Raw genomic sequence first — 20,293 nt, forward strand, 5'->3', positions numbered from 1 at the left:
AAAAAGCTAGTAACGAAATCTCAGAATACATACTATATGGTGAACAAAATTTTTGGCGTGCTGGTATTACTGGCACTGCAACAAAACTTATGGGCGCAGACCTCTCCGGCAAGCGATTACAAGGAATTACCCGATCCTAAGCCCGTTAACAAAGCATCCTGGGAAGCCGTAAAAGGAAACCAGCTCCGCGCAGCGTTCGGTACTGCCGACACCCGTTACGAAAAAAGAAATGCGCCCGATGCAAATGCACTTACTCAAAGCTGGAATGCCAAAGCCTGGAAAGGTGAAAGGATACATACCCAGCTCGTTGTCTGGAGCAACACTGCCAGCACTGATCTCAGCATTCATACTACTCCGCTGCAAAATAGCAAAGGCCAGAAAATAGCCACTGATGCTATTTCCACCGGCTTTGTAAGATATGTCATGACCGACGAACTGAATAAAGATGGTACCGGTTGTGGCTACCGTAAAGCAAAAGATTTTGACTCATCTCTTGCGGCAGATGGTATTGACATCATCCGGAAAAAAGACCTCACAGCCAATACCACACAACCTGTATGGCTCAGCATACAAGTACCTGCCAATACACCGGCGGGCCGGTACAAAGGTGCCGTGCAGATAAAAACCAACACTACGGCTGTCAGCCTGCCTTATGAAGTAGAAGTTATAGAGCGCTCGCTACCAGCTCCTAAAGACTGGCAGTTTCATCTCGATCTGTGGCAAAGTCCCGATGCCGTTGCAAGGGTGTATAACTTGAAACCCTGGAGCGATGAGCACTTCAAGGCTATGAAGCCATACATGAAAATGCTGGCGGATGCAGGACAGAAAGTAATTACAGCCGCCATCATATATGATCCCTGGAACAGACAGACACAGGATATTTATAGCTCCACAGTAAAATGGACAAAGAAAAAGAACGGCAACTGGGAATATGACTACAGCGTGTTCGACAAATGGGTGCAGTTCATGATGGACCTGGGCATACGTAAGGAGATCAACTGCTACAGCATGATTCCCTGGAACCTGAAATTCTATTACTACGATGAAGCCGCAGCGAAAGACACTTTCATCATTGCAAAGCCTGGTACGCCGGAATATACGGCACACTGGCAACCAATGCTCAACGACTTTGTAAAACACCTGAAAGCTAAAGGCTGGTTCAACATCACTGCTATCGCCATGGATGAACGCCCGATGGAAGATATGAAACATGCGTTGGCTGTGATTCGTAAGGCAGACAAGGATTTCAAGGTGTCGCTGGCGGGTAGCTACCATGCACCAATCGCTGATGAGATCTACGATTATTGCATCGCATCCGAAGAACGATATCCTGATGATGTAATGAAAGCCAGGGTAACAAAAGGATTGCCCACTACTTTTTATACTTACTGCCACGAAGGATTTCCCAATACTTTTACTTTCTCACCACCAGCAGAAGCGGCGTGGATGGGCTGGTATGCAGCTGCAGAAGGATATACTGGATACCTGCGCTGGGCCTACAATTGCTGGGTAGAACGTCCACTGGAAGATTCTCGTTTCCGTAGCTGGGCGGCAGGAGACACTTATTTCGTATATCCGGGACCAAGATCTTCTATCAGGTTTGAAAGACTGGTTGAAGGTGTACAGGATTTCGAGAAGATCAGAATTTTAAGAGCTGCTTTCACGAAAGCAAACAATACTGCCGCCTTGGAGAAACTCAACAAGATGCTGGCCCCTTTTGAGTTGAAGGCGCTGAAAACCACACCGGCAGCAACAATGCTGGGAGAGGCTAAGCAGATCCTCAATGAGTTGTAAAGAGAATAATTATCATTATAAATAAAAAATCCTCCGGGGAACCGGAGGATTTTTTTTTAACACAACTAAAAAACAATCAAATGTCCGAATGGAAAAATTCTAATTCATCAATCGGGCTTTTTCCCATCTAAGAATGTATTGATAGTGTTTATCTCTGTAGGATTATTCTGTCCCGGTTCGCCGGTTACAGTGTAGTTGGAATAGAAATGTTCAGCAGACCCTGCGCCGTTGTCAAGGTTTACGTTGCGGCGGAGATATGCAGGAACATTTTCAATTTCCGTATTGTTATCCATATTCTTCACATTGAAACTGATGCTGCGCAGTTTAGCAACTCTTTCAGCCTGTTTACGCTTCTGTTCTTCCAGCTCTTCGTAAGAATGCTGCATAGGAACATCCGGTGGCATCGGGTTGTTGTTATTTTCTTCTTCCCGGTATACCATTTTCATTTCTGGCGGAGGGGTATTAGTACCTGGCTCCACGTAGATATGTGCAGGCCTGTTAAGATAGCCACCGGCAGCGCTTCCGGATTGCGGCTGAATAACATTTACATTAGTCTGCACCTGTTGTTGTATCTGCTGCTGTTGCATTTGCTGCTGTACCTGTTGCTGTATCTGCTGTTGCTGCTGAATGTACTGCTGTTCAGGTGTAAGCTGTTGTGGCTGTTGCTGCGGCTGCGGTTGTGGCTGTACAGGCACCTGCTGTACGTTCAGCACATAGTTCTGGCGTGCGGGGCCTATGGGCTGTTGAGGAGTAACCTGTTGCTGCGGCTGATGATAGTTATTAGCAGGTTCAGGGTGCGTTACTACCGGCTCCATCAGGCGGGGTGCCATAAGGTCCTGCGGTTCGGCGAACAGTAAACCCTGCGCCTGTTGCTGTGCACTCATCTTTTTTTCATCGCCATCTTTACCCAGTTGCATTACAATTTTAGGTTCAGTGCGCTCAGGTGTGCTGGGCGCCATCTTCATCTGCTGAATGGGTTTTTGTTCAAAACCCGTAGCAATGATAGTTACACCAAGTTTTCTGTCGAGCTCCTGATCATAGCCAACACCCAGGATCACATCGCAATCTTCACCAGCCTGGCTCTGAACATAAGCCTGGATGATATCCATTTCATCCAGTGTGTGTTCAAATTCACCTTCGGAAGAAGAGATGTTGATAAGGATCCATTTGGCGCCACGAATGTCGTTGTCGTTCAGCAGTGGAGATGTCAGCGCATCTTCGATGGCTTTCTGCGCGCGGTTTTCACCTTCAGCGATCGCAGCACCGAGGATAGCCACGCCGCCGTTGCGCATTACGGTACATACATCCGCAAAGTCCACGTTGATCTGACCAGTTGAGTTAATCACATCAGTGATACATTTTGCGGCAGTTGCCAGCACGTTATCAGCTTTTTCGAAGGCAGCCTTGAATTTCAGATCACCGTACTTCTGTCTGAGTTTATCATTGGAGATGATGAGCAGGGTATCAACATACTCTTTCAGGCGGCTTACGCCTTCATCTGCCTGCAACATCCTCTTCTTACCTTCATAAGAAAAAGGAGTAGTAACGATACCTACGGTCAGAATGCCGAGCTCTTTACATATCCGCGCAATGATGGGAGCGCCACCTGTTCCGGTGCCACCACCCATACCAGCAGTAATGAAAGCCATCTTGGTATTTACTTCCAGTATCTTTTTGATTTCTTCAAAGGATTCTTCAGTTGCCTGTTTACCGATCTCCGGATTGGCGCCTGCTCCCAGCCCCTGTGTCAGGTGTGGTCCCAACTGTATTTTGTTGGGTACCGGGCTGTTGGCAATAGCCTGGGCATCGGTATTGCAGATAATAAAGTTCACCCCCTCAATGTGCTGGTTATACATATGATTCACCGCATTACTTCCACCACCACCGATCCCGATGACTTTAATGATAGAAGATTTTTCCTTAGGAAGATCAAAATGTATCATGACTCTATACTTTTATGGGTTAGTACGATAAGTTAATAATGAACTATTAAGAATTAAGTGTGTATATGCTTTACTGTTATTATGGTTCATCATCCTTTCATTATTAGTTATCGTTGCTTAATTCTTATTATGATATAATAAACGTTTGCTGTTCACAACAATTGCGCCATTTAACATTTACAGTTTAGCATCTTCTTCTTCTGTAAACATATCAATGATCTTCGTTTTCATTTTATCCAGGAAATTTTTCAGGGATGCATTTCTTTCTTTTGCTTTTCTATCCTGCACTTCCTGGGAAGAAGGAGTGTTGTCTTCGATCCATTCTTCAGGCTGTGAAAACGTTTTGGAGGCCTGCTCTTTGGCCAGATAGCTTGTATTGATCTTTACATAGTTTTCTTCCAGTGTTTTACGGTCGTTTTCATAATCATTATATCCTTTCAGTATCAAACCGATGCAGGTAGCATACATAGGTTTGGTAAGTTCGTCGATATGCCCGCTCGCCAGGTGCTCGTTCGGGAAGCCGATACGTGCGCTGGCGCCGGTAGTATATTCTGTCAGCTGTATCAGGTGTTTCAGCTGAGATCCGCCACCAGTGAGGATAATGCCACCATTCAACATTTTGTTATCCATACCGATCTGTTTGAGATGATATACTACGAAGTCGAGTATTTCACTCATTCGGGCCTGGATAATATGTGCCAGATTTTTTACGGAGATCTCTTTCGGGCTCTGTCCGCGTAAACCTGGTATAGTGATATAAGCGTTACTTTTCGCTTCATCTGCGAGTGCATAACCGAATTGTACCTTCATCTGTTCGGCCTGTGTTTTCAATACACCAAGACCGTTTTTGATGTCGTTGGTAATGTTCTCACCACCGTAAGGAATCACAGCGGTATGTTTGAGAATACCTTCGTAGAATACAGCCAGGTCGGTGGTTCCGCCGCCTATATCAACGATGGCTACACCTGCTTCGAAGTCCATATCACACATAACAGCTGCGGCGGAAGCCAATGGCTGAAGTACCAGGTCGCGGATCTTCAGTCCTGATTTTTCCACGCTGCGGTTGATGTTGCGGATGGCGTTCTTATCGCCGGTGATGATATGGAAGTTTGCACCCACCTTCACACCAGACATCCCGATGGGATAGGTGATATTCTGCAGACTGTCCACTATATATTGCTGCGGGATCACATCGATGATCTGATCGCTGGCAGGTATAACGGTTTTGTACTGATCATTAATCAGCTGATCAATGTCTTTCTGGGATATTTCCGCTTCGGTATCGTTGCGTACAATATCACCTCGGGTTTGCAAACTCTTGATATGGTGACCGGCAATGCCAACATATACTTCGTTAATCTCCAGGTTGGGGTTGGATGCATAACAATTCTCCAGCGCTTGCCGGATAGCCTTGATGGTTTGATCGATGTTCAGCACCATACCGTGCTGCACCCCAAACGATGTAGCTTTACCGAATCCCAGGATTTCCAGTTTCCCGTATTCATTCTTCCTTCCTGCTATGGCAGCAATCTTCGTAGTTCCAATGTCGAGACCTACAATGATGGGAGCTTCCTGATTCATGGCGTGTTTTGTTTTTTTGATGTGTGAACAGATTTATTCCCTGGCTTATACACTGCTTTAGGTTGTTGCCTGGGCGTCTCTGCTGCTTTTTCTTTTTTCACTTTTGTTGCTGTATGCGCTTTGGCCTTTGGTTTTGCCGCTGCCGGCGGTTTTACGGCCGGTTTCGATACAGGTTTTGCGGGTGCCGATGGGGGCGCAGCGTTTTCTGGCGCTTTCTCCGGCTCTTCGCTGTCTGCGATGGGCGGCTCATCTGCTGCCGGCAACTTCAGGCTGTCGCGCTGAATGGGCGGTTGCAGGGGAGGTACTCCATCTTTCCGGGTGCACACCACTTCATTTTCAAATGCAATGTTGATGTGCGTATAACTACTCCATCCTACTTTGTTTAATCCGTCTCTATAAAAAGCCAGCAGCTTCGTAAACTTCTTGTTGATATCCGTTCCATCCCCGAAAATGATTACCTGGTCGCCAATTTTAGGAATGAATTCAAACTTGCGATCACCGGTAATCATCACCTGTTCTACCTGGGCCATCCAGAAAGAATCTTTCAGAACATAGCTGCCGAATTCCACTACCTGCGCCGTTAACAGACTGTCTGCTTTCTGCAATTTCTCCGCATCTGTGGGGAATCCCGTGAAAACCGGTACCCTGGCTGTATAGCGTGGAGATACAGGTATGCTTTCTGCAGACTCATCCAGGTAGAAACTGTTGCCAGAGAAGGTAAACACACGTGCTACCGGTTCTCGCTGCGTCACTTTAATATGAAGCACCTGGCGGCTGTCGAAATAGATCTCTGAATTCTTTACCCATGGGTCCTGATCCACCACTTCTTCCAGTTTTCTGATGTTGATCTCACCAACAGACTTACCAATTGGGTTCAGGTTTTTATCTTTCGTTATCAGAGACTTTATATCCTTCGGTTCAATAAAGAAATTATCGTCTCTTCCTTCAAACTTCACCTGTATGCGCTTACAAATGCCTGCATCTTTATCTCTGCCTGCCGCTACCAGAAGTATCACAAAGCCTGTCAGCGCCAATCCCCAGAGGAGAACGGAAGCAAGCTTTTTGAATACAGTAACGGATGTAGACATTTTATTTCTTTATTTTTTTACTTACGTATTAGTTACTGATTGTGTTTTCTTTTTTTTTATTTTTTGCTGAATTATTTAAGAAGATGACTAATCGGATCTTTTAACTGATCAATATCTCCTGCACCAGCGGTAATCAGCAGCGGCACATGATTTTTCTTCAGCCAGTCCAGTACCTCTTCTTTCTGCATGATTTGCACTGGTACAGTAATTCTCTTCGCCAGCAGTTCACTTGTTACTCCTTCGATGGGCAACTCACGCGCAGGATATATCGGAAGGAGGATTACATCATCCGCGAGTGAAAGGCTTTCAGCAAAACCATCGGCCAGATCGCGGGTGCGTGTAAAGAGATGAGGCTGGAATATTACCGTGCACTTCTTTCCTGGAAACAAGGCTTTTGCGCTGGTGATCAATGCGCGCAACTCTTCCGGGTGATGCGCATAATCATCGATATATACCTGATGATCATTTTTGATTATGTACTCAAATCTCCTTTTGATGCCTTTGAAACTGGCAACTGCTGCTCTGATTCCCTCTGCGCTGATTCCTAACAGATGGGCCACCGTAATGGCTGCCACCGCGTTTTCCACATTGTGCATACCGCCCAGCTGCAAGTGGAGATTGTCAATCATCCAGTCTTTATGCATCACGTCAAACTCATATCCGCCGTTGATCATTCGGATATTGGCAGCATATGCATCAGCGGCATCATTTTGTAAACTATAGAGCAGTTTGTTGTCTGCTTTCAGCTCATTTCCGCGATGCAGACCGAACTTAGCAATCAGCGTGCCATTGGGCTTTATGTTGTGCGTATATTGGATAAATGCTTCTTCCATTGCCTCCGCTGTACCGTATATGTCGAGGTGATCTGCATCCATTGCAGTGAGTACCGCTATATCCGGACTTAATTTCAGGAAAGAGCGATCATATTCATCCGCTTCAATTACTGCTACCTGTCTGCCGCTGCTCCAGAAGTTCCTGTCATAGTTAACGCTGATGCCTCCAAGGAAAGCATTACAGCCATAACCGCTGGCAGTAAGCAAATGCGCGATCATGGTAGACACGGTGGTTTTACCATGCGTGCCTGCTACAGTGATGGCGAACAGGGCACGCGTAATTTCCTGTAACACATCGCTGCGTTTCACTACTTCATAACCGTTGTTGCGATACCATTGCAATTCGGTTTGTGTGGCAGGTATCGCCGGTGTATATACAACAAGGTTAGCATCCTTGTCTATCGCATTTACATCATCCGTGTAGTGGATCTGCATACCTTCGGCCTCCAGCTGCCTGGTGAGCGCTGTTGCAGTACGGTCATAGCCACTCACTTTCACGCCTTTCTCATTGAAAAAGCGTGCAATGGCGCTCATTCCGATACCGCCGATGCCTATAAAATAAACCCTTTGTATGTTGTTCAGATCCATGTTAATCTTCTCTCAAAAAATATCTAAATAATTCCAAGTACTTCTTTTGCTATGACCATATCGGCATTTGGATTTCCCAGCGTGCCTATTTTCTGCTCGAGTTGTTCCATCAGCGCCCTGTTTTGTAATAGACTGAAGAGAACATTGCCCAATTCGTTCCTTACCGCATCATCTCTAATGATCAGCCCTGCATTTTTATTCACCAGGTTCATCGCGTTGGATGTCTGATGGTCTTCAGCAGCGAAAGGATACGGTACAAAGATCACCGGCTTCTTCACTACACATAGTTCGGCAATAGCCAGTGCGCCGGCGCGCGACAATACCACATCAGCAGCTTTGTAGGCGAAGTCCATCACGTTGATGAACTCATGTACTTTGATATTGTCTGCATAAGGTGCCGCCGCAGCTTTAGCCTGTTCGTAGAAAGGCTTGCCTGTCTGCCAGATCAGCTGCAGATCTTTCTCCACGATCGCCGGCAGTAAAGACACCAGCGCCTCGTTGATAGACTTTGCACCAAGACTGCCGCCTACAGCGAAGATGGTTCGCTTCTTATTACTGAGGCCGAAGTATTGTAGTGCGTCGTTCTTCGTTACGGCAGACTGTGTGATATTGTTCCTCACAGGATTGCCCGTGAAAACAATCTTATCTGCTGGAAAGAACTTGTCCATACCATCATATGCCACACATATCTTTTTCGCGTTACGGCCCAGTATTTTATTGGTTTTGCCGGCAAATGAATTCTGCTCCTGTATCAGGGTGGGAATGCCTTCCTTTTGTGCTCTTTTCAACATCGGAAAACTGGCGTATCCTCCCACACCCACCACTACATCCGGCTGAAACTGTTGCAGAATGGCCTTTGCGCGGCGCAGGCTTTTTAAGATCTTCCAGGGCAGCAGTATGTTTTTAAAGATATTGCTGCGGTTGAATCCTGCGATTTCCAGCCCTTCGATGGGGTAGCCGGCCTGCGGCACTTTCTCCATCTCCATTTTACCGATAGCGCCCACAAAAAGAATGTCGGTATCCGGATTTATTTTCTTCAATGCATTCGCAATTGCTATCGCCGGGAAGATGTGTCCTCCCGTGCCGCCACCTGCTATGATCACTTTGCGTTGCATGTATATTTTCAGCTTTTAGTTTTTTAGTTTAATCGTTTCAGTTATGATGCCATTGCATTGTTTTCTGCATTGGCCATTACTCTCTCCAGCCGCTCTTTCTCAGCCTGCTTACCTTCCATCTCTTCCACATTGCGGGCCACGCTCAATATGATACCGATGGCCATACTGGTGAACAACACAGAAGAACCACCCATACTCACTAACGGAAGAGTTACCCCGGTAACCGGAAACAGGTGCACATTTACCGCCATATTGGTAAGCGCCTGTATCACCAGCGTGACGCTAAGCCCTACTGCCAGGAAGGCGCCAAAGGCATAAGGACATCGCCTGTATATCCTGATACTTCGTAAAAGCAACAGCATATAAGCCGCCAGTATCAGGAATGCACCGAACATACCGTATTCTTCAATGATCGTTGCGTAGATATAATCCGAATAAGCATGCGGCAGAAAGTTGCGCTGCGTGCTGTTTCCAGGACCTTTACCGAGGAAGCCGCCACCAGCAATCGCTATATTGGCCTGCTGCACCTGATAAGGTATTTCAGTGTGATCATCATGGACGAAACTGTCGATACGCTTCTGCCATGTTTTAGTACGCATTTCCATTCCGGTAAGACTGGCCACCATGAAGAGCAATACTACCAGTGCCAAACCTGCAGCCACCATTGACGCAAGGAACCTTACAGGTACCCTGCCGATGAAACAGAGCAGCATACAGCTGGCCATCAGCAATAGTGCAGTACTCATGTTTGCCGGCATGATCAGTACGCAGATGATGCCTACCGGGATAATGATGGGCAGAAAACCCTTTTTGAAATCGTTGATCACATGTTGCCTTCTCGATAACTGCCTGCTTACATACATGAATATGGCGAGTTTGGCCACATCCGATGTCTGAAAGGTAAGGTTGAGTATCGGAAGCCTGATCCATCTGCTGGCATCATTGATATGCGAACCGAAAGCCAGTGTATATACCAGCAAGGGTATAGATATCAGGAAACCTATCTGCGCCACACGGGAATAAATGGTATAATTCACGCGATGTGCAAAATAGATGATCAGTATGCCCATTGCAAGTACCGACAGCTGCTTCAGGAGATAATACTCCGTATGGCCGCCGCGTTCGCGGTAGGCAAGTGAGCCGGTAGCGCTATACACGGCCATGAGGCTCACCAGCGATAGGAAAACCACTATCGTCCAGATGACCTTGTCGCCTTTTGTTTTATAGAGCAAACCGTCCATAGTTGTTATTGATTCAAAATATTTTTATTCCCTTTCATTCAGTCATTATTCCCTCACTTACAACTGCTTCACTGCATCTTTGAACTTGCGTCCCCTGTCTTCGTAATTCTTAAACAGGTCGAAGCTGGCGCATGCGGGCGACAGCATGACGATATCGCCTTTTTCCGACTGTTTGAAAGCCTCTTGCACGGCGTCTTGCATACTGGTGGTGTTGACCATCACCGGCGTATCTTTTGACAATGCATCGAAGATGGGTTTGTTATCCACTCCAAGGCAGATAATGGCTTTCACCTTTTCTTTTACGAGGTCGCGTATCGCGCTGTAATCATTGCCCTTGTCAACACCGCCCATGATCAGAACGATGGGCCTGTCAAAGCTCTCCAGTGCAAACCATACGGAGTTTACATTGGTGGCTTTGCTGTCATTGATAAAGTCCACGCCTTTCACCGTGGCCACATATTCCATCCGATGCTCCAGGCTTTTGAAGGAAGTGAGGCTCTCACGGATCATTTCCTTCCGAATATCCATAGTTCGTCCTGCGATTCCTGCTGCCATCGAATTATATAAATTGTGTTTTCCCTTCAGAGATAGGTCGTACATCGACATGATAACCGGTTCCCCATCGACCTCGATGTGCACCTGGTCGTTAGCAATAAAGCCGCCTTCTTTCAGTGGTTTCATGATGGTAAAAGGTATTAATGCTGAATAAATGGGTTGCTTTTCCAAATGCCGCATGATCTCAGGGTCGTCCATGCAGTACACAAAGAAATCTTCCTTCGTTTGGTTCATGGCGATCCTGAATTTGGAGGCTACGTAGTTTTCCATTTTGTAATCGTAGCGGTCCAGGTGATCAGGCGTGATGTTCAGGAGGATGGCCACATCGGGTTTGAATTCCTTAATGTCATCCAGCTGAAAGCTGCTGATTTCAATCACATAATACTCCGCCGGAGCGGTGGCCACCTGTCTGGCATAGCTGACGCCAATGTTACCTACCATCGCCACATCCAGTCCTGCGGTTTTGAAGATGTGGTAGGTGAGGGCAGTGGTCGTACTTTTGCCGTTGCTGCCAGTGATGGCAATAATCTTTTTACCTTTCGAGAAACGGTAGGCCAACTCTATTTCGGAGATAACGGGTATGCCCTTTGCGCGTACCTTTTGCATCAGCTCTGATTTCTCAGGTATACCGGGGCTCTTTACAATTTCGTCCGCCGCCAGTATAACATCCCAGGAGTGATGACCTTCTTCAAAAGAGATGTGGTTTACCGCGAGTTCCTGTTTATAATTGTCTTTTATTACGCTGCCATCAGATACGAAAACATCATACCCCTGCTGTTTTGCCAGCAAGGCTGCTCCTATTCCGCTTTCACCTGCACCAAGTATGATGATCTTATTTGCCATTTCGTATATACTTATCTGTTAGTTTTAAAATTGATTATCTCATTTTCAGTGTTGCAATCGCAAACACCACACAAATCACGGTTACAATCCAGAACCTTACGGATATTTTACTTTCGTGATACCCGGTCTTCTGGTAATGGTGATGAAGGGGCGACATTTTCAGAATACGCCTGCCTTCTCCATATTTCTTCTTGGTATACTTGAAGTAGGATACCTGTACCATCACAGACAACAACTCTACCAGGAATACACCGCAGAAAATAGGGATCAGCAGTTCCTTGCGTACAATAAACGCCAACGCAGCAATGATACCTCCCAGCGCCAGACTACCGGTATCACCCATGAAAACCTGTGCTGGATAAGCATTGTACCAGAGGAAGCCCACACATGCTCCAACAAAGGCTGCAATGAAAATAGACAACTCACCCAGGTTGGGGATATACATGATATTCAGATATTCCGCAAACTGAATGTTGCCCGATACATAAGCAAAAATGCCGAGACATAATCCAATTATGCCCGACACGCCCGTTGCAAGTCCATCTAGTCCGTCCGTTATATTTGCGCCGTTGGATACGGCGGTGATAATAAAGATGACGATCAGTATGTAGATGACGAACGTATATTTTTCTGCTCCGGGGATCCATGAAATCAGTTTGGAATAATTGAACTCATGGTTCTTTACAAATGGAATGGTCGTGATGGGTGTTTTTACATCCACAAACCGGTGACCATCCCTTGTAACGCGCTCCGGATGGTTCAGCATCTGTCTTTCGTAGGGTGCGAGCGGTTTGGCGCCCATTACCTCACGGGAAACCACCACATCTGTATTAAAGTAGAGGGTGGAACCCACAATCAGGCCAAGTCCGATCTGACCAAGTATTTTAAATCTGCCTGCCAGGCCTTCTTTATTTTTCTTGAACACTTTGATGTAATCATCCACAAAGCCAATGAGACCCAGCCATACAGTACATAACAGAACCAGCCAGATATACACATTGGCTACCTGTGCGAAGAGTAAAGTCGGTATGATGATGGCAGCCAGTATAATGAGGCCACCCATAGTTGGAGTTCCTTTTTTGCTGTTTTCTCCCTGAAGACCCAGCTCACGGATGGTTTCACCGATCTGTTTACGCTGCAGGAGTTTAATAATACGCTTACCTAACAACAAAGAGATCACGAGCGACAGCAGTAAAGCCATCGTTACACGGAAGGTGATAAACTGGAACATACCACCGCCGATGACGCTGATCTTAAATTCTGTTTTCAGGTAATTTAAAAAATAATATAACATATGTTTTAGTCGTAACCTAGACACCCCGCCCAGTGCGGATATCCGGTTGTTAAGTCATTGAGTTATTAAGTACAATCCGTTCCTTCAGAAAACTATTTTTGCATCAACTTCATCATGTCCAGCAACACCTGCTTATCATCAAAAGGATGTTTTACCCCTTTGATATCCTGGTATTTTTCATGTCCTTTACCGGCCACGAGGATGATGTCCTCTTTATTGGCCAGGGTCAGTGCGGTTTTAATCGCTTCTTTCCTGTCAGTGATGGACAATACTTTCTTTTTGAGATGAACAGGCACGCCAGCTTCCATTTCATGAATAATCTCCGCTGGATCTTCTGAGCGGGGATTGTCTGAAGTGAAGATGACGCGGTCACTGCTTTCCGCAGCTACATCTGCCATCACGGGCCTTTTGGCCGTATCTCTGTCTCCGCCGCAGCCAACTACGGTGATCACCTGTTCGTTGCCTTTGCGCAGGTTTTTAATAGTGGCCAGTACATTTTTCAATGCATCCGGCGTATGTGCATAGTCCACGATAGCAATGATCTTGTCGTTGTCCGACACGATGTAATCAAAGCGCCCTTCTGCACCCTGTATGTTGCTGAGCACCTGCAATACTTCGGTTTTATTGATTCCCAGCAATGTGGCCGCACCGTATACTGCCAGCAGATTGTAGGCATTGAATTCACCGATAAGCCGGAAATGAACCTCGGTATCACCTACTTGCATGATCAGACCGGTCAGGTTGTTTTCCAGGATCTTGCCTTTAAAGTCTGCCAGTGTATGCAAACTGTAGGTAGCCTTCCGCGCCTTGGTATTCTGCAGCATCACATTGCCCCGTTTATCGTCGATATTGGTGAGGGCAAATGCCGTAGCAGGAAGATGATCAAAGAACGATTTCTTCACGCGGATGTATTCGTCAAATGTCTTGTGATAATCCAGGTGATCGTGTGTAATATTACTGAAGATGCCTCCTGCGAATTTCAATCCGGCAATACGTTGCTGATGAACTGCGTGAGAACTGACTTCCATGAACGCATACACGCAACCTTCGTCCAACATCTTCGCCAGCAGAGCATTGAGACTGATAGGGTCAGGAGTGGTATGTGTGGCCGGTATAACAGTGTCGCCTATCTGATTTTGTACGGTAGACAATAAACCGCACTGATAACCGAGTTTGGTGAACAGACGGAACAGCAGTGTGGCGATGGTGGTTTTACCATTGGTACCGGTAACGCCTACCAGTTGCATTTTGTGCGATGGATTGTCATAGTAATTTCCAGCCATGATACCACTGGCCGCCGCACTGTTTTCTGTCTGCACATAGCAAACATTATCGGTCAGTTGTTCCGGCAGTATTTCGCAAATAATGGCTGCAGCCCCTTGTGCAATGGCCTTATCGATGTATTGGTGACCATCCGCATGTACTCCTTTCACTGCAATGAAAGCATCTCCCTGTGCTACGGCACGGGAATCAGTACAGAGCGTATTCACTGTAACATCTGTGTTACCATGAACGGCCGTCATGCTTACATTATACAATATGTCGCGCAGCTTCTTCATCTAGCTCAGTTCTATTACGATTGTTTGTTCATTTCCTATCCTGGAACCACCTGGGAGTGATTGTACTTTCACTTTCCCGGCTCCTTTTACCACTACGCGCAGCCCTGCGTTTTCGAGCAGGTACAGCGCATCTTTGAGCCCCATTCCTGTTACATCCGGTACCGCGCCTTTGCCCTGGATAACCTGTTCGAAGGTTACTTTTCTGTTGGTCACTTTAGCGCTTACCCAGCTGTTGTTGGCCACAGTACCGTTCCAGGGCAGCTGAAGGGTCTTGAGGATCTGTTTCCATTCACCACCTTTACCATTCTTCAGTGCCAGGAGACTGTCCAGCTGAACATTGGACTGCAGCGGCTTCTGTTTTTCTACAGCGATGGCGTAGAGTTTATCGGCCACCTCCCTGAACACAGGACCCGCAACGTTAGCGCCATAAAAACGCAAAGCGTGCGGTTTGTTCCTGATGACTACCACGCAGGTGTATTGCGGGTCATTGGCCGGGAAATAACCCGCGAATGACGACTGGTATATTTTATCCGCATAGCCACGGTTGCCGTTTGCCACGAGAGCAGTACCGGTTTTAGCAGCGAAGTTGTAATAGGGCGACCGCAGTTTTTTAGCGGTACCGTCTATGGGAACACCTTCCAGCATCGCCTGTACCTGTTTCAATGTGCTCTTGGAGCAGATACTGTCCATTAACACTGTGGGCTCAAACTGCTTAACTACCTGGCCATACTCCATTGCGGAATTGACGAGGTAGGGCTTCATCATTTTACCGTTGTTGGCCACTGCATTATACAGCATGCATGTCTGCAGTGGGCTGATCAACACCTCATAGCCGAAGGCCATCCATGGGAGTGAAGTGTTGCTCCATGTTTTGGAGCTGGTACTTTTCACCACCGGTCTGCCTTCTCCCACGAGGTCTATGCCGGTGGGCTGGTCCAGCTTCAGTTTCCTGAGGCGGGCCACGAAGTTGTTGGGCTGTCTGCCATAAAACTGAACAGCAAGTTTGGCCATGCCCACATTGGAACTAAGCTCAAATGCATGTTTGATGGTCACATTCTGCGGGCCTGGATGCGGTTCGGAATCAAATACCGTTCTGCGTCCTACCTGCCAGCGTCCTCCTTCCATGTTTACCATGCTGTTCATGGTAGCGTATTTATCTTCCAGCACTGAGATCACCGTAGCCAGCTTGAATGTAGATCCTGGCTCACCTACCTGCAGTGCATAGTTCATATCTTCCCAGTAGTTGCCATCCGGCTGGCGGCCGAGATTGGCAATAGCTTTTATTTTCCCGGTTTTCACTTCCATGAGGATACAGGTGCCATGAACGGCTTCATTCTGTACCATCATATTCATGAGGGCTGTTTCCACAATGTCCTGCATATTCACATCGATCGTGGTTACAATGTCACGCCCGTTTTCTGGTTCGATATCGTAACCTTCCACAGGAACATAGGTGCCACCTGCAATGCGGCGCATGAGTCGCTTACCCGTTACCCCTTTCAGATATTCATTATAGGTTCTTTCAAGCCCCACGCTTTGCGAATTTTCGCGGGCCAGTCCGATAGTTCTGTTGGCCAGCAGTTTAAAGGGGTTGATACGCTTGCTTTTTGTTTCAGCGATCATACCGCCCTTGTTTTTTCCCAGTCTGAACATGGGAAAACGGCGCATTTCCTGGTACTGGTTGAATGGTACGTCCCTTTTAAGGAGAAAGTACCTGTCTTTCGATTTATATCCTTCCTGCAACAACTGCTTGTAGTTGGCTTTACTACGGTCGCCGAACAGGAGGGAAAGGCTGAGGGCAAGGGAGTCAAGATTTTCCTTGAACACCTTCCCGTTTTTATCGCGGATGCCATCAGCGGCAAAATCTACACGTATATCGAAATACGGAATGGAAGTAGACAGCATCCTGCCTTCCTCCGAGTAGATAGTACCTCTTTCAGCATCGAGGGCTACGTAACTGGTATGCAGGCTGTCCGCAATGCTGCGCCAGTAACTACCCTGAACATTCTGGATGTAAAAAACCTTGACGAGGATGGCAACGCCAAACAACGCCATGCCTATCAGGCACAGATACACTCGCCACAATATGTCCTTTTTTACATCCACTGCTATTAGCTTTGGGCTTTCAGCTTTCAGTACGGATACCGGGAGCAGAAAGCTATTAAGGTGATACCTGATACTGGCTGCGTTTTATATGAGATGCTTGCCATTTTAATTTACCAGCATCCCCGTCCTGACTTTGTTTCAGGCGGGCAGCATCAGGTATCAATGTTCAGTTCATTTTTCTGTTTCTTGTTTCAGTATGATCTTCTGAGGAGGAGAGCTGAGTTGTTTAAGCCCCAGCGGTTCAACGGATTTACTTACCTCACTCATTTTGCTGCGAAACATGAGCTCACTTTTCACATTGATATACTCCCACTTCAGTTCTTTAATTTCCTTGCCAAGCTGATTAATACGGCGAATCTTTTTTTCAGCGAGATGACTGTTAGCGATATAGATCAATGCCAGGAATGATAGGAAACCAATAAAAGGTAGGTTCTGCACCAACGCTCTGTAGTTGATGCGCAACCGCCATTCTCTTTTAGGTTCCCGTGAGGCAGTATTATCTGCCGGCGTTTCCTGGTTTGTTTCTATAACTTCTTCCTGCAACACGCTCAATGCCTTTTAAAAAATTTGACAATATAAAATTGAAAAGCAAATCACAACAGAATGTGTATAGGATAAGATAGGATAGGATGTGTGCTTGCGGCGCAAAGCCGTATCACTTATATTTTTTCGGCCACACGTAATTTTGCGCTTCTCGATCTGCTGTTAAGCTTCAATTCCTTTTCACTGGCGGTGACCGGTTTCTTTGTGATTAATCTGAACAATTTAGGGGGTGTTTCCATTCCGAACGGATCATCCTGTGCTTCCTCGAAACTTCCTGTCTTCATGAAATTCTTTACCAGCCTGTCTTCCAGCGAGTGGAAGGTAATGATGGCCAATCTGCCTCCGGGTTTAAGCATGGGAGTGGATTGAGCCAGCAAATCTTTTAAAGCGCCCAGTTCATCGTTAACAGCTATACGCAGTGCCTGGAAAACCTGAGCAAAATATTTTTGCGGATTACCTTTTACGATGGGTTGTATCACAGCTTTAAAGGCTGAGATGGTGCGCATGGGGTTAGTTTTTCGCAGTTTCACGATGGTCTGCGCCAGGGTTTTGGCGTTAGTCACTTCTCCATATTCCTGGAAAATCAATTGTAACCTTGCTTCCGACCAGGTTGCCAGTACATCGGCTGCAGTCAGCTCTGTACGCGTATCCATCCGCATATCCAGGTCAGCGTTGAAGCGGGTACTGAAACCTCTTCCTGCTGTATCAAACTGATGGGATGAAACACCCAGATCTGCCAGTATGCCGTCCACCTGTGTGGCTTTGTGCAGTTTCAGAAAGCGTTGCAAGTGCCGGAAGTTTTCCTGTACAAATGTTACACGGTCATCAATAATCCTGTTACGGTAAGCATCTTCATCCTGATCAAATACTATCAGTCGTCCTTTTTCGCTCAGTTTCTCCAGTATGGCGCGGGAATGCCCGCCTCCTCCAAATGTTGCATCCACATAAACCCCGTCCGGATTAATGTGAAGCAATTCTATTGTTTCATGAAGCAGAACGGGTAAGTGATATTGCTGTTCGCCCATATGCTCCAGTTTAAATTACGATGTTGTTGTCTCCTCCTCCCATTACCTGGTGCGCCAGATCACTGAAGGCCCCTGGTGAGAAATTTTCAAAGAACTCCTGGTATTTACCTTTATCCCAGATCTCAATTTTATTGGATGCTGCTGCCAGCACGATATCTTTTTCCAGATTGGCGTACGACAACAGGTTTTTAGGCACCAGCAGTCTCCCCGCGCTATCCAGTTCCAGAATGGTTGCCCCGTTCAGAAAGTAGCGCCTGAATTCCCTTACCTTCGGGTCGAAGTCGTTCAGCTTGCTGATACGCTCGAAAATGGGCTGCCACTCATTCATGGGATACAACGACAGGCACTTCTCAAACCCACGATTAATCACAAACTGACCCCCGGCGGTCTCTGATAACTGCTTCTTAAATCCTGCAGGTAACAGAAATCGCCCCTTTGCGTCCAGCGTTGCTTCATATTCGCCTAGAAATCCTGTCATACCATGGGGCAAAGTATTGAAAAACCATTTTCTAACACAAAATAACACTTTTTCCCACTTTTTAACGAAAAAATACTTTATAAATTTTTTCCACAGAAATAAAAGGCCTGATAGATTGGGTTTGACTGCTATTTATGCACTATTAGTGTGTATAACTTTTGCATACATGTTGATAATTTGTTAGTGTAAGTGGATATCGTGTTTATAACCGGGAAGAAGCCCTCAGAAGCCACAACCAAAGAACAGTTAGCCGGTGGGAAATTTTTTCGAAAAAAAAATTACAGATAAATAAAAAATATAACGCATCCCCACCCGGAAAAAACTCTTTTGTCAGCTCCCCACCATTTTTTATATTAGTTCCGTAAAAATCCCACAGGGAAATTTTCCCTGTCCGGCGATTTAATTCACTCTTTTGCAAAATTTTAACAGCAACCAAAATCTGTCTGCCTTACATTTACATTTAATTCTTAATTTTGCCACTCTTTTATGCGGAAATTTTTATTGTACTTTAGTGTTATTGCGCTCATTATATCCACTTCATGTAATAATGAACTGCGGAGAATAGAGAAAAGCAACAACTTCGAGAAGAAGCTGGCATATGCCGACAAACTGTTTCAGAAAAAGAAATACAATACGGCACAGACACTCTACCAGGACCTGCTGCAGGTTTATAAAGGAACCGAAAAGTTCGAAGGCCTGTATTACAACTACGCATATTGCTCCTATTATGTAAAGGACTATGTTCAGGCTGCTTTCCATTTCAAAAACTACCTGGATATCTTCCCCAACAGCCCTAGGGCCATGGAAATAGACTATATGCAGGCTTACTGCTACTATAAACAGTCGCCAAAGGTATCCCTGGATCAGACAAACACCATGAAGGCCATTGCCGCCATGCAAACCTTCGTCAATAACTATCCCAATGCGGAAAAAGCGCCCGAAGCCAATCTCGTAATTGAACTGTGCCGCCGCAAACTGGAGAAAAAAGAATTCACTAGCGCCGAATTATACTATAACCTCGGCTTTTATAAAGCAGCCGGTATCGCCTTCAAAAACCTGATGCGAAACTACCCCGACTCCGATAAAAGCGACGGCTATAAGATAATGGCCATCAGAGCGTATTACAACTACGCCAAAAACAGTGTGGAAGACAAGCAAAAGGAACGTTACGAAACCGTAATCACCGAATACATGGACTTTGCCGACCACTACCCAAACAGCAAATTGAAGGCTGATGCCGAAAAATTTTATACCTTAGCGCAAAACAATATTAAATCCCTGGATAATGAGCAAAATAAAGCGAAGTCTAACCAGTAGTCTTAATCCCTGGGTAGAAACCAAAAATACTACCGATATTAAGAACAGGACAGGCAACTTATATGAGTCTATTGCCGTGATAGCCAAACGCGCCAATCAGATCAATATTTCAGTGAAAGAGGAGCTTCATTCCAAGCTGGAGGAGTTTGCCAGCCACACTGACAATCTCGAAGAAGTACATGAAAACAAGGAACAGATCGAAATCTCCCGTTTTTATGAAAGAATGGCTAATCCCGCCATTCAGGCTACCCAGGAATTCCTGGACAACAAGATTTATTTCCGTAAAAATGATGACGACCTGTTCAGCTGATCCGGTCCCCACATTATTTTATGTGGTTCGTGATTACGAAACATAAAAATATTAATTTCATGGCGGCAGAATAATTTTCT

The 20,293-nt window shown here is 46.0% G+C and carries 16 protein-coding genes; 3 read left to right on the forward strand and 13 right to left on the reverse strand.

From position 1 onward, the window contains the following. The first annotated feature begins 36 nt into the window (after positions 1–36). Entirely contained in the window at positions 37–1,794 is a 1,758-nt protein-coding gene (locus VM802_RS16805) for a DUF4091 domain-containing protein (RefSeq protein WP_325532553.1), read from the forward strand. A gap of 107 nt (positions 1,795–1,901) precedes the next feature. Here VM802_RS16805 and ftsZ read toward each other — a convergent pair whose 3' ends face one another. The 13 genes from ftsZ to mraZ all read right to left on the reverse strand — a co-directional run bounded on the left by ftsZ (position 1,902) and on the right by mraZ (position 18,586). Continuing rightward, the gene (ftsZ, locus tag VM802_RS16810) at positions 1,902–3,737 is read right to left on the reverse strand and encodes a cell division protein FtsZ (protein ID WP_325532554.1); all 1,836 of its coding nucleotides are present in this window, start codon (positions 3,735–3,737) and stop codon (positions 1,902–1,904) included. A 177-nt stretch (positions 3,738–3,914) separates the two neighbouring features. Beyond that, complete coding sequence (gene ftsA, locus VM802_RS16815; RefSeq protein WP_325532556.1) at positions 3,915–5,318, reverse strand: cell division protein FtsA; 1,404 nt, start codon at positions 5,316–5,318, stop codon at positions 3,915–3,917. Beyond that, positions 5,315–6,406: a cell division protein FtsQ/DivIB gene (locus tag VM802_RS16820; protein WP_325532558.1), complete on the reverse strand. Its 1,092-nt coding sequence runs from the start codon at positions 6,404–6,406 to the stop codon at positions 5,315–5,317. Before VM802_RS16820 ends, ftsA begins: the two co-directional genes overlap by 4 nt. A gap of 71 nt (positions 6,407–6,477) precedes the next feature. Next, a complete protein-coding gene (gene murC / locus VM802_RS16825; protein ID WP_325532560.1) occupies positions 6,478–7,827 on the reverse strand; it encodes a UDP-N-acetylmuramate--L-alanine ligase in 1,350 nt (449 codons plus the stop codon). Positions 7,828–7,850: 23 nt separating this feature from the next. Next, a complete protein-coding gene (murG, locus tag VM802_RS16830) occupies positions 7,851–8,942 on the reverse strand; it encodes an undecaprenyldiphospho-muramoylpentapeptide beta-N-acetylglucosaminyltransferase (RefSeq protein ID WP_325532561.1) in 1,092 nt (363 codons plus the stop codon). A gap of 41 nt (positions 8,943–8,983) precedes the next feature. Beyond that, positions 8,984–10,183 carry an FtsW/RodA/SpoVE family cell cycle protein gene (locus VM802_RS16835; RefSeq protein ID WP_325532563.1) on the reverse strand — a complete coding sequence of 400 codons (1,200 nt, stop codon included), beginning with the start codon at positions 10,181–10,183 and terminating at the stop codon, positions 8,984–8,986. 57 nt (positions 10,184–10,240) lie between these two features. Continuing rightward, entirely contained in the window at positions 10,241–11,581 is a 1,341-nt protein-coding gene (gene murD, locus VM802_RS16840; protein ID WP_325532565.1) for a UDP-N-acetylmuramoyl-L-alanine--D-glutamate ligase, read from the reverse strand. 34 nt (positions 11,582–11,615) lie between these two features. Further along, entirely contained in the window at positions 11,616–12,875 is a 1,260-nt protein-coding gene (gene mraY / locus VM802_RS16845; RefSeq protein WP_325532567.1) for a phospho-N-acetylmuramoyl-pentapeptide-transferase, read from the reverse strand. A gap of 92 nt (positions 12,876–12,967) precedes the next feature. Then, entirely contained in the window at positions 12,968–14,434 is a 1,467-nt protein-coding gene (locus VM802_RS16850) for a UDP-N-acetylmuramoyl-L-alanyl-D-glutamate--2,6-diaminopimelate ligase (RefSeq protein WP_325532569.1), read from the reverse strand. Continuing rightward, positions 14,435–16,540: a PASTA domain-containing penicillin-binding protein gene (locus tag VM802_RS16855; protein ID WP_325532571.1), complete on the reverse strand. Its 2,106-nt coding sequence runs from the start codon at positions 16,538–16,540 to the stop codon at positions 14,435–14,437. Positions 16,541–16,711: 171 nt separating this feature from the next. Beyond that, entirely contained in the window at positions 16,712–17,086 is a 375-nt protein-coding gene (locus tag VM802_RS16860) for an FtsL-like putative cell division protein (protein WP_325532573.1), read from the reverse strand. Positions 17,087–17,199: 113 nt separating this feature from the next. Then, the gene (gene rsmH / locus VM802_RS16865; protein WP_325532575.1) at positions 17,200–18,108 is read right to left on the reverse strand and encodes a 16S rRNA (cytosine(1402)-N(4))-methyltransferase RsmH; all 909 of its coding nucleotides are present in this window, start codon (positions 18,106–18,108) and stop codon (positions 17,200–17,202) included. Between the two features lie 10 nt (positions 18,109–18,118). Next, complete coding sequence (gene mraZ / locus VM802_RS16870; protein ID WP_325532577.1) at positions 18,119–18,586, reverse strand: division/cell wall cluster transcriptional repressor MraZ; 468 nt, start codon at positions 18,584–18,586, stop codon at positions 18,119–18,121. Positions 18,587–19,072: 486 nt separating this feature from the next. On the opposite strand from mraZ, the gene bamD reads away from it, so the two are divergent. After that, the gene (bamD, locus tag VM802_RS16875) at positions 19,073–19,903 is read left to right on the forward strand and encodes an outer membrane protein assembly factor BamD (protein ID WP_325532579.1); all 831 of its coding nucleotides are present in this window, start codon (positions 19,073–19,075) and stop codon (positions 19,901–19,903) included. Continuing rightward, complete coding sequence (locus tag VM802_RS16880; protein ID WP_111595172.1) at positions 19,872–20,213, forward strand: DNA-directed RNA polymerase subunit omega; 342 nt, start codon at positions 19,872–19,874, stop codon at positions 20,211–20,213. The genes bamD and VM802_RS16880 overlap by 32 nt, the downstream gene beginning before the upstream one ends. Positions 20,214–20,293: the final 80 nt, after the last annotated feature.

The organism is Chitinophaga sp. (assembly GCF_035538455.1).
In the GTDB taxonomy this organism is placed as follows: domain Bacteria; phylum Bacteroidota; class Bacteroidia; order Chitinophagales; family Chitinophagaceae; genus Chitinophaga.